This window comes from Mycobacterium sp., from assembly GCF_049281135.1.
Taxonomy (GTDB): domain Bacteria; phylum Actinomycetota; class Actinomycetes; order Mycobacteriales; family Mycobacteriaceae; genus Mycobacterium.
Map to the genome: position 1 here is coordinate 1 of NZ_JBAPRN010000630.1, position 11,040 is coordinate 11,040.

11 protein-coding genes are annotated in these 11,040 nt (G+C 65.6%); 5 read left to right on the forward strand and 6 right to left on the reverse strand.

What is annotated here, in order from left to right:
• From WAN02_RS24880 to WAN02_RS24890, 3 genes are all read left to right on the forward strand, one after another.
• Window positions 1–447 (forward strand): hypothetical protein (locus WAN02_RS24880; RefSeq protein WP_422267400.1); only part of this gene is annotated, 447 nt, incomplete at its 5' end.
• Between the two features lie 124 nt (window positions 448–571).
• The gene (locus WAN02_RS24885; protein ID WP_422267402.1) at window positions 572–1,456 is read left to right on the forward strand and encodes a hypothetical protein; all 885 of its coding nucleotides are present in this window, start codon (window positions 572–574) and stop codon (window positions 1,454–1,456) included.
• 316 nt (window positions 1,457–1,772) lie between these two features.
• Window positions 1,773–2,531: an enoyl-CoA hydratase gene (locus WAN02_RS24890; protein ID WP_422267404.1), complete on the forward strand. Its 759-nt coding sequence runs from the start codon at window positions 1,773–1,775 to the stop codon at window positions 2,529–2,531.
• Window positions 2,532–2,562: 31 nt separating this feature from the next.
• On the opposite strand, the gene WAN02_RS24895 is transcribed toward WAN02_RS24890, so the two are convergent.
• Genes WAN02_RS24895 through WAN02_RS24915 form a run of 5 tightly spaced genes read right to left on the reverse strand, consistent with a single transcriptional unit; the run spans window position 2,563 to window position 8,649 of the window.
• Entirely contained in the window at window positions 2,563–3,381 is an 819-nt protein-coding gene (locus WAN02_RS24895; protein WP_422267406.1) for an HpcH/HpaI aldolase/citrate lyase family protein, read from the reverse strand.
• Window positions 3,381–3,884 (reverse strand): MaoC family dehydratase, encoded by a 504-nt coding sequence (locus WAN02_RS24900; protein WP_422267408.1) that lies wholly within the window; start codon window positions 3,882–3,884, stop codon window positions 3,381–3,383. Before WAN02_RS24900 ends, WAN02_RS24895 begins: the two co-directional genes overlap by 1 nt.
• A 58-nt stretch (window positions 3,885–3,942) precedes the next feature.
• Window positions 3,943–5,103 carry an acyl-CoA dehydrogenase family protein gene (locus WAN02_RS24905; RefSeq protein WP_422267410.1) on the reverse strand — a complete coding sequence of 387 codons (1,161 nt, stop codon included), beginning with the start codon at window positions 5,101–5,103 and terminating at the stop codon, window positions 3,943–3,945.
• Window positions 5,096–7,093 (reverse strand): biotin carboxylase N-terminal domain-containing protein, encoded by a 1,998-nt coding sequence (locus WAN02_RS24910; RefSeq protein WP_422267412.1) that lies wholly within the window; start codon window positions 7,091–7,093, stop codon window positions 5,096–5,098. The genes WAN02_RS24905 and WAN02_RS24910 overlap by 8 nt, the downstream gene beginning before the upstream one ends.
• Before the next feature lie 5 nt (window positions 7,094–7,098).
• Window positions 7,099–8,649 carry a carboxyl transferase domain-containing protein gene (locus WAN02_RS24915; RefSeq protein WP_422267414.1) on the reverse strand — a complete coding sequence of 517 codons (1,551 nt, stop codon included), beginning with the start codon at window positions 8,647–8,649 and terminating at the stop codon, window positions 7,099–7,101.
• A gap of 81 nt (window positions 8,650–8,730) precedes the next feature.
• Between WAN02_RS24915 and WAN02_RS24920 the strand changes: the two genes are divergently transcribed.
• Window positions 8,731–9,378, forward strand: a complete 648-nt coding sequence (locus WAN02_RS24920) for a TetR/AcrR family transcriptional regulator (RefSeq protein WP_422267416.1) — start codon at window positions 8,731–8,733, stop codon at window positions 9,376–9,378.
• Window positions 9,379–9,454: 76 nt separating this feature from the next.
• Window positions 9,455–10,198: an MmpS family transport accessory protein gene (locus WAN02_RS24925; protein ID WP_422267418.1), complete on the forward strand. Its 744-nt coding sequence runs from the start codon at window positions 9,455–9,457 to the stop codon at window positions 10,196–10,198.
• Between the two features lie 6 nt (window positions 10,199–10,204).
• On the opposite strand, the gene WAN02_RS24930 is transcribed toward WAN02_RS24925, so the two are convergent.
• Window positions 10,205–11,040: MFS transporter (locus WAN02_RS24930; protein WP_422267420.1), on the reverse strand; the 836-nt coding region annotated here is incomplete at its 5' end.

An 11,040-nucleotide genomic window follows, 5' to 3' on the forward strand; every position in this document is an offset into this window, starting at 1 on the left:
GTGGTGGTCTACGCGCACTGCGGCGAGGTCCGCGTCGTGCCGATCGAGGTGGAGAACGACACCCGACGTGAGCGGGAAAACGTCAACGTGGAGATCAGCAACGTCCGTTCTGCGCGGGGCCGTGAGCTACCGTGGGAAGTGGCAATCAACCCGTCCGGGACGTTGACCCTGCCACCCTGCAGCCGGACAAAGCTCGAGCTGCTGGTTCGCGTGGTATGCGGTGACCAGGACGCCAAGGCGAACGCGGGCCGAACCAAATCCGAGGCAACGGCCGTTGCAATCGAGCGCGGGCAATTCGGTGACGTCGACGAATGCGAGGTCGGCTACGTCACGATTCGGTTGGATGGCTGTACGGTGTGCCCGATCGTGGTCGCCATCGCCGTGCTGCCCACCAGATGTGACAGCTACCGGGTCGACTGCTCGTGTTCGTGCTGCTGCGGGTGCTGATGCCGGCCGACGCGATATGACGACCCACCAGCCAGAATCCGAGTGGATTCAGCGGATGCAGTCGATAGCCACCGAGGCGATAGAACGTGCGGGCGAATCCACTGCCGGTTTTCAGCAGCTGCTGATGACGGTCGCGGCGCCGGAGGTGTCCGGCGCCCGCATCGCGGACGAGCTAACGCGTTTCACGCAGCGGCAGGCCGTCGACGCGTACCAGGGAATTGCCCAAGTCAACGCCCGGGCTATGTCGAGGCTCATTGAGCTCGTGTCGAGGTATCAAGCCGATTACGCTCGCGGCCTTATTTCGGCGGGCAAGATGGCGGCCGCGGGCCCGCCCCCATCCCCGCCCCAACCACCCCTGCGGAGCGACGCCACCGAGTGGTTGTTCTGGTATCAGCGTTTCAGCGCCTGGATCACCGACCAGCAGGTGTGGAGCTCTCGTTTGTATGGAGCGCTGGTGGACGAGGCCGCCTCGGGCGGCGTTGGCGAGGATGCGGTTCGATCGCACGGCATGACATTCGTACGCGACCGCTTGCCCGGGTACATGGCCGAGGTCGCCGAGGCTAGCCTCGACTCCTTCTGCGATTTGCTGGCGGTAACCGACGAATCGGTTCGCGGCCTTACCGACGCTGTCCAGGGGGCGCCGGCGACGAACGAAATCAATCTCGATGTCGACGGCACTGCGGGTTCAACCGTCGGCGCTCGCCTTCTCATCGAGAACAATCATTCAGAACCGGCCGCAATCAAATGCGCGGCAACGCCGGCTGATGGCTTCACTTTGGTCGTGACACCCACCGATGCGCAGCTAGCGCCGGGAGAGTCGCAGAAGGTCGAGGTCTATGTGACCCTGCCCGAGAGAGCGCCAGATGAATCCGTCGCGGCCGGCTACGTCACGATCACCGGTCACGACGACGTCGATCTGAACGTGCATGTGATGGCCCATGTGGTCATGCCGCAGCCGGGTTTGGTGAAAGTGCGCGTTCTGGAAACCGACGCCGAGACGGAAGAGTAGCCGACGCATCGTTGGTGTCGCTGTATCCGAGGCTGGGCAGCGCGCCCACTAGCAGCCATATCCACCGGCGGACGATAACTGCCCGGGACGATGTCGGCGCGACTTTGATGTGCACCTTGAGTTGCGCATTCGACACGGCCGAGTTTCCGACATTGGTGGTGTATCAACCAGGTCGCGAGACAACCGTCAGCTATCTTGTGAAACCACACACTGCCGGAGCGCGCCTGTCGGTCGCACTGCGACCAGTGAGGTGTAGGTGGCATTGTCGTCAATGGTGTGCTGCGTACCGGCGGCGGCGAATCAACGGAGGTGCCCGATGTCCCAATCCGACCTGGTGCTGTACAGCATCGACAACCACGTCGCGCTGATCACCGTCAACGATCCCGAACGACGCAACGCCGTTACCGGTGAGATGTCGAAACAGCTGCGCGCCGCGGTGGAACGGACCGAGGCCGACCCCGGGGTGCACGCCGTTGTCGTCACCGGTGCCGGTAAAGCGTTCTGCGCCGGCGCGGATCTCAGCGCGCTGGGCAGTGCCGCCGAGGAGGGACTGGTGCAGCTCTACGACGGATTCATGGCCGTCGGCAAGTGCGCGCTGCCCACGATCGCAGCCGTCAACGGCCCCGCGGTCGGCGCAGGCCTGAACTTGGCGTTGGCCGCCGATGTGCGCATAGTCGGTCCAAACGCGTTGTTCGACAGCCGTTTTCAGAAGTTGGGGATTCACCCCGGTGGCGGCGCGACGTGGATGCTGCAGCGCGCAGTTGGACCGCAGGTGGCCCGTGCGGCCTTGCTGTTCGGTATGCGCTTCGACGCCGAATCCGCTGTGCGACATGGCTTGGCGCTCAGCGTCGCCGACGATCCGGTTGCCGCCGCGTTGGAACTGGCGGCCGGTCCGGCGGCCGCGCCGCGCGACGTCGTGCTGGCGACCAAAGCCACCATGCGCGCTACGGCCAGCCCCGGATCGCTCGACGTCGACCTGCACGAGCTGGCCAAAAACACCGAACTCGGGCCGCAGGCCACCTCGATTCAGTCACCGGAGTTCGCCGCCCGATTGGCCTCGGCCCAACGCAAGTAACGATCGCTACGGATCGAGCAGCGCCGGGCTGCTACGAGCCAGGCTCGCCGGCCAGATGCACAATCCGCTCGGCTCGCCGCAGGACTGGCGCATCTACCATCTTGCCCTCAAATGCGAAGACGCCGCGTTCATCGGCGGCCGCGGCCAGAACGGCTCGCGCCCAATGCACCTCGGCGACGGACGGCGCGTAACCGGCCCGGATCACCGTCACCTGGCTGGGGTGGATAGCAACCTTCGCATCAAAGCCCACGGCCACGGCGTCGTCGACCTCGGCACGCAGCCCATCGAGATTTTTGATGTCGAGGTAGACCGAGTCCAGAGCAAGGCGGCCGTATGCCTTCGCCGCCAACAACGACTGCGAACGAACATGGCGGGCAACTTCGCGGTAGCTGCCGTCCGGGTACCGGTTGGCCGTGCCGCCCAGAACGGCGAACAAGTCCTCAGCACCCCACATCACAGCAATCGCATTGCCCACCTGGACGGTCTCGGTGACGGCCAGGGCACCCAACGGTGATTCCACGAGCACAATCACATTCAGCGGAGCAAGGGCGCTAACGTGTTCGACCGCTTCGCATTTCGGCAGCATGACGGTGTCGTAGGGAGTCTGCATCAGAGCTTGCAGATCAAGCTCCTGATCGGCGGTGCCGAACTGATTGACGCGCACCACGGTGCGGGCCGGATCGAGTTGGACGTCGACCAGCGCCGTGCGCGCGGCGGGCCGATCGGCGGCCGCACAGCCGTCCTCGAGGTCGAGGATCACGATATCGGCTGCGGCTGCTGCTTTTTGGTAACGCTCTGGGCGGTCCGCTGGGCAGAACAGCCACGCCGGTCCTGGATTCTGCAGACCCATCAGTCGCTTGCCTCAGCCGGTCGCATCCGCACCATGGTCTTACGGTTCGCGGTGGCGACCACGTCGCCGTGCTGGTTGCGACCAGTGTGCGCGAACGTCACGATGCCCTCTCCGGGGCGGCTCTTCGATGCCCGCTTCTCGACGATGACGGTCTCGGCGTACAAGGTGTCGCCGTGGAAAAGCGGTTTGGGGAAAGCGATTTCGGAGAAACCGAGGTTGCCGACAATGGTGCCTTGAGTCAGCTGAGCGACCGACAACCCGACCAGGGTCGACAAGGTGAACATCGAGTTCACCAGCCGCTGGTTGAACGGCGGCAGCGCGTCGGAGAATGCGGCATCCAGGTGCAACGCCTGTGTGTTCATCGTCAACGTCGTGAACAACACATTGTCGGCTTCGGTGATGGTCCGCCCCGGACGATGCAGGTATCGCACGCCGGTTTCGAATTCTTCGAACCACAGTCCGCGCTGAACGACCTCGCGTAGCGGCTGCTCACCGTTCGTCACAGGCTCACCGTTCGTCTCGTTCCCGTCGCTCGCTGCCGCTCGTTCCGCTCACTCGAGTTCACAGGCCCACCTCGCGGGCGATCAGCATCAGCTGCACTTCCGTGGTCCCCTCACCGATCTCGAGAATCTTGCTGTCCCGGTAATGCCGGGCCACAGTGAATTCATTCATAAACCCGTAGCCGCCGTGAATCTGGGTGGCGTCTCGGGCGTTGTCCATGGCCGCCTCGCTGGCGACCAGCTTGGCGATCGCGGCCTGCTTCTTGAACGGCTTACCGGCCAGCATCAGCGCCGCGGCGTCGTAGTAGGCGGTGCGGGCGGTGTGGGCGCGGGCTTCCATGCGCGCAATGGTGAACGCGATGGACTGGTACCGGCCGATCGCCTGCCCGAATGCCTCGCGCTCCCGCGCGTACTTGACACTCTCGTCAACACATCCCTGCGCGGCGCCGGTGGACAGCGCCGCGATCGCGATGCGGCCCTCGTCGAGGATGCGCAGGAAGTTGGCATAACCGCGGCCGCGTTCACCGAGCAGATTCTCTTCGGGTACCCGCACGTCGTCGAAGCTCAGCGGATGGGTGTCGGAGGCGTTCCAGCCAACCTTGTTGTAGGCGGGTTCCGCGGTGAATCCCGGCGCCGGCACCGGAACCAGGATCGACGAGATCTCTTTCTTACCGTCGCGCTCGCCGGTCACGGCCGTGACGGTGACCAGCTTGGTGATCTCGGTGCCGGAGTTGGTGATGAACTGCTTGGAGCCGTTGATCACCCATTGGCCGTCGTCGAGTTGTGCGCTGGTCTTGGTCGCGCCGGCATCGGTGCCGCCGCCCGGTTCGGTCAGACCGAACGCGCCTAGCGCACGACCACTGGCCAACTGCGGCAACCATTCCCGCTTCTGCTCATCGGTGCCGAACCGGTAGACGGGCATGGCGCCCAGCGAGACGCCGGCCTCCAGCGTGATCGCCACGCTCTGGTCGACCTTGCCCAGCTCCTCCAGCGCCAGGCACAGGGCGAAGTAGTCGCCGCCCATGCCGCCCCACTCCTCGGGGAACGGCAGACCGAACAGGCCCATGTCGGCCATGCCGGCCACCACTTCGTACGGGAAGGAGTGCTCGGCGTCATGCTTTGCGGCTACCGGGGCGACAACGCTCTGGGCGAAGTCGCGGACCGTCTTGGCCAACTGTTGGTATTCGTCCGGAAGTGTCCCGGTCGACAAGAAATCACTCATTATCCTTCGATTCTGCAGTTGTTCTCGCGGCAATCCGGGCCAGCGGCTGACCCACCTTGACTTGGTCACCCACAGCGACGAGGAGCTCGACCACGCCCTCGACGGGTGCCGTCATCGCGTGTTCCATCTTCATCGCTTCGACCGTGACGACAACCGCGCCCGCCTCGACCTCAGCGCCATCGGTGACGCTGACCGCGACAACCGCGCCGGGCATGGGGCTGGTCAATTCGGCGTCGCCGCTGTGCTCCTCGTCCTCACGCACCGGCGCTTCGCGCACCTCGTCGAGCACCGCGAAGATGCCGTCGCCGGCCAGCCAGATTTTGCTGTCCGCCGCGGCGACCGTGTACCCCGCGCGTAGCCCGTCGATAGTCACTATCAGCTGGTCGCCCGTCAAAGCGGCCTGCAGCGAGCGGGATTCCCCGTCTTCGACGCGAACTTCGGCAGCGTCCGGCGCACCGGAGATGTGAACGTGGTCGGTGCGTTCCCCGGCCCTTAGCCGAATGCTGACCGGCGCTCGGCACCCGACTCGCCACCCGGTCGGCACCTCCCACAGGTCGGCACCCGGCCCTGGGAAGGATCGCAACCAGCGGAAAGCTGCCGCGGCGATGAACTGGTCGTCGGCGGGCGCTGCCGCGACAAAATCGCCGGCGCGACGGTCCAATAGTCCGGTGTCGAGCCGGCCGGCGACGACATCGGGATCGGCCAGCAAAAACCGGGCGAACTCGATATTGGTGACCACACCGAGCACCGCGGTGTCGGCCAATGCACGATCCAGGGTTCGCAGCGCGGCGGCCCGATCCGGGCCATGCGCAATGACTTTGGCCAGCATCGGGTCGTAGTCGCTGCCGACGACCATCCCCGCCGACAAGCCCGAGTCAATCCGCACGCCCGCCGCATCGGGTTCCACCACTGCCAGCACATCGCCACCGGTAGGCAGGAAGCCCTGCGCTGGATCCTCGGCGTAGATCCGCGCTTCGATCGCGTGGCCCTGCAAGGCAATATCAGCCTGACTCACGGTCAGCTTCTCGCCCGCCGCGATCCGGACCTGCCACTCGGCCAGATCCCATCCGGTGACCAGCTCAGTGACCGGGTGCTCGACCTGTAGGCGGGTGTTCATCTCCATGAAGAAGAACTCGTCGGGCCGGTCGGCCGAGACGATGAACTCCACCGTGCCCGCGCCGGTGTAGTCGACGCTGCGGGCGGTATCGCATGCGGCGGCGCCGATTCGGGCCCGCGTTTCGGCATCCAGCAGCGGTGACGGCGCCTCCTCGATGACCTTCTGATGGCGGCGCTGCAGGCTGCACTCCCGCTCGCCGAAGTGCACGACGTTGCCGTACGCATCGGCCAAGACCTGAACCTCGATGTGTCTGGGGCGCAGCACAAATCGCTCCAGGAACAGAGTGTCGTCGCCGAAGGCGGCGGACGATTCGCGACGGGCGCTGACCAGCGCGGCGGCCAGGTCACCCGACTGCTCGACCATGCGCATACCCTTGCCACCGCCACCGGCGGACGGCTTGACGAGAACCGGATAGCCGATCTCATCGGCGGCCGCGATCAGCTCCTGGTCGCTCAGGCCAGGCCGCGCGATCCCGGGAACCACCGGCACCCCGAAGGCTGACACGGTGCCCTTAGCCGCGATCTTGTCGCCCATGGTCTGGATGGCGCCCACCGGCGGCCCGATGAACGTCACTCCCGCCGCAGCCAGGGCGGCCGCGAAATCGGCGTTCTCCGAGAGGAACCCGTAGCCAGGGTGAACAGCCTCAGCTCCGGTGCGCACAGCCGCGTCGACGATAGCGGCGATGCTCAGGTAACTGTCGCGTGCGGGCGCCGGGCCGATCGCGACCGCGACGTCCGCCGACGCGACGTGAAGCGCGTTGGCGTCGGCGTCGCTGTACACCGCGACCGACCGGATGCCCATCGCCTTGAGTGTGCGAATGACCCGGACGGCGATCTCGCCCCGGTTGGCTACCAGAACCGTGTTGAAACCCATCGCGCTCACATCCGGAAGACGCCGTAGGACACCGGGTCGACCGGCGCGGTGGATGTCACCGAAAGTGCAAGACCGACAACAGTTCTGGTATCGGCGGGATCGATGACGCCGTCATCCCAGAGCCGCGCCGTCGAATAGTACGGGTTGCCCTGATGTTCGTACTGCGCGCGGATCGGCGCCTTCAATGCTTCTTCCTCCTCGGCGGTCAGCTCTCCGCGCACCGCCGCCAGCACCGACGCGGCTTGCTCGCCGCCCATCACCGAAATCCGCGCGTTCGGCCACATCCAGAGGAAGCGCGGCGAATACGCCCGCCCGCACATCGAATAGTTACCCGCGCCGTAGGACCCGCCGATCACGACGGTCAGCTTGGGCACTCGCGCGCAGGCCACCGCGGTCACCATCTTGGCCCCGTGTTTGGCGATGCCGCCGGCCTCGTAGTCGCGGCCCACCATGAACCCCGAGATGTTCTGCAGGAACAGCAGCGGCACCATCCGCTTGTCGCAGAGCTCGATGAAATGCGCACCCTTGACCGCGGATTCGGAGAACAGCACCCCGTTGTTGGCGACGATGCCGACCGGATGGCCGTGGATGTGAGCGAACCCGGTGACCAGCGTGCTGCCGTATTCGGCTTTGAATTCGCCGAATTCGCCGCCGTCAACCAGCCGCGTGATGACATTGCGCACGTCATAGGGAATCCGCGGGTCGATCGGAACTACGTCGTAGAGCTCAGATTGATCGGCAATCGGATCAACCGTGGGCGACACGTCCCAGATCCGAGGCTCGCGCGGCCCCAGCGTCGAGACGATGCGCCGGAGGATGCGCAGTGCGTCGCGGTCGTCGTAAGCGAGGTGATCGGTGACACCGGAGATCTTCGAATGCAGCTCTCCGCCACCAAGATCCTCGGCCGATACGACTTCCCCGGTGGCCGCCTTCACCAGCGGCGGTCCGCCGAGAAAGATAGTGCCCTGATTGCGAACGATCACTGCCTCGTCGCTCATGGCAGGAACGTAGGCACCGCCGGCCGTGCACGATCCCAACACCGCTGCAATCTGCGGGATGCCCTGCGCGCTGAGATTGGCCTGGTTGTAGAAGATCCGGCCGAAGTGATCACGGTCGGGAAAGACCTCGTCTTGGCGGGGCAGGAAGGCGCCACCGGAGTCGACCAGATAGATACAGGGCAGCCGGTTCTGGCTCGCGATCTCCTGAGCGCGCAGGTGCTTTTTGACGGTAATCGGGTAGTACGTGCCGCCTTTGACCGTCGCATCGTTGGCCACGATCATGCATTCGCGGCCCGAGATCCTGCCGATGCCGGTGATGATGCCGGCCCCCGGGCATTCGTCGTCGTACATCCCGTCGGCCGCGAGCGGGGCGACTTCGAGCAACGGGCTACCGGGGTCGAGCAGTCCGTCGACGCGATCCCGGGGTAGCAGTTTGCCTCGGTCGACATGGCGGGCCCGGGAACGTTCCGAACCACCCAGCGCGGCTGTGGCCAGCTTGTCGCGCAACTGTGCGACGAGCGCGGTGTGCGCGTCGCGGTTTTCCGCCGGAGAGGTCATTGGTTGCAGGCCAGTTTCGGTTAATGGTCACTAACTCGTGCTATGTTAGTGGTGATTAACCGAAGTGTCTAGGGAGGCAGGATGGCAGCGTCCGCTCCGGTCGAGCGTAATGACGACATACCGGCACCGAACCCCCGCAGCCGACGCAAATCGGACCGCCGCCTGCAACTGCTTGCCGCGGCGGAGCGGTTGTTCGCCGAGCGCGGGTTTCTGGCGGTGCGGCTTGAAGACATCGGCGCCGCGGCGGGAGTCAGCGGCCCGGCGATCTATCGGCATTTTCCCAACAAGGAGTCGCTGCTCGTTGAGCTGCTGGTGGGCATCAGCACTCGCCTACTCGATGGCGCCCGCGGGGTCCGATCCCGTCAGACCGATGCCGCCGCGGCGCTGAACGGCTTGATCGACTTTCACCTCGACTTCGCGCTGGGTGAGCCCGACCTCATTCGGATTCAGGATCGCGATCTCGCCTATCTGCCGGCCGCCGCCGAACGCCAGGTGCGCCGCGCCCAGCGCCAGTACGTCGAGGTATGGGTGGGCGTGCTGCGCCAACTCGACCCCGGACTTGCCGAAACCGACGCCCGGCTGATGGCGCACGCCGCGTTCGGTTTGCTCAACTCGACGCCGCACAGTCTGAAGCCGGCCGACGGCAAAGCTGCACGCGCGGCGCGGTCACGTGCGGTGATGCGGGAGATGACGGTCGCCGCCCTGACCGTCGACGTCGCGCCGGAATGACGAGCATTACCACTGTTCACCGGACATTTCGGCGCCGACGGTTGTGCTGCAGGTACCCTGCAGAAATGAGGTGGGCATGAGCGATCGACGTCATCCCGATCGCACCCGTTCAGCCCAAGAGCGGACCGAACAACCGCAAAGACTGCGTCAGCCAGACTCGTCGTACACCGACCCGGCTTACAGCGGTCACTCGTTCTATCCGCCCCCTTACTACGGCTCGCCGCCCGACCCGAACTCCACGCACCCCACCGAGAGGCTGCCTCAGTACTGGCTGCAGGGTCAGCCTCCGCCCGACCGGTCGCCGCAGGAACCCGAGCCCGGGCGACCTAAAGCACCGCGCTGGCTCTGGATCGCCGCCGCCGCGGCGGTTGTTCTGGTTACCGCATTGGTCATCGCCCTGGTGATCGCCAACGGCACCGCCAGAAGGCAAACGGCGGTACCCGCACTGCCCGAGACGCCGAGCTCGCACCCTGCGCCGAAGGCATCGCCACCACCGTCGGCCAGCGCACCCGAACCGGCCACCACTGAGCCCAGCCAGCCGGCTGATCCCAGCGCGATGCAGACCGTGGTGTACAACGTCAGCGGCGACGGCCGCGCGATCAGCATCACCTACGTCGACAACGATGGGATGATGCAGACCGAGTTCAACGTCGGGTTGCCGTGGACCAAGGAAGTAACCCTGCCCGAGTCCGGCAGCAAGACGCCGAACGTCACCATCGTGAACATCGGACACGACGTCACGTGCACGGTGACCGTGGACGGAGTCGAGATCAACCAGCGCAGCGGCGTTGGCCTGACGATCTGCAACGGGTCGGGCTAGTCCCGTTCAGTCACGCTCAGTGGCCGGAATCCGGTGCGGGGCGCGCACAATCAGCAAGATCAGCAACCCAACCACCATCACCAGGCACAGGCCGCCCATGCCGGCCCGGACCGCCCCAAAAACGTCGACGAACACCGAAAACAGCCATGGCGCCACGAACGACACCGCACGCCCGGTCATCGTGTAGAGGCCGAAGGCGACGCCTTCTTTTCCTGCGCTGGACATCCTCAGCAGCAGGGTCCGCGCCGATGCCTGCGCTGGGCCGATGAACAGACACAGCAGCAGCCCGGTGATCCAGAACGCGCGAGGCCCCGACAACGCCATCATGGCCAACCCGGCCGCGATGATGCTGGCCAGTGATCCGATGATGATTGGCTTGGATCCGACCCAGTCATCCAGAAAACCGCCGAAGACGGCCCCTACCGCCGCCACCACACTGGCGGCCACGCCGAAAATCAGCACATCGGCCGGCGAGATCCCGTACGCGTTGACGCCGAGCACGCCGCCGAAGGTGAAGACGCCGGCCAGTCCGTCGCGAAAGACCGCACTGGCGACCAGGTAGTACACCAGGTTTCGGTCACGGTGCCACTCGGTGACCAGGTCCTGCCACAGCTTGCGGTAGCTGCCGAACACACCGCGCACGGGGCTGAAAACGTCAGTCGGCGAAGGCAGCCGATGCGCGGTCAGCAGCAACGGCAGCGCGAACACCGCGAACCAGCCGGCCGCCAGCAGCATCGCAACCCGGACGTTCGTGCCGTCGCTGACGGGCAGGTGCAGAAACCCGCGGGTGTCGCCATTACCGACGATGCAGCCGAAGTAGGTGGTCAGCAACAGCCCAACGC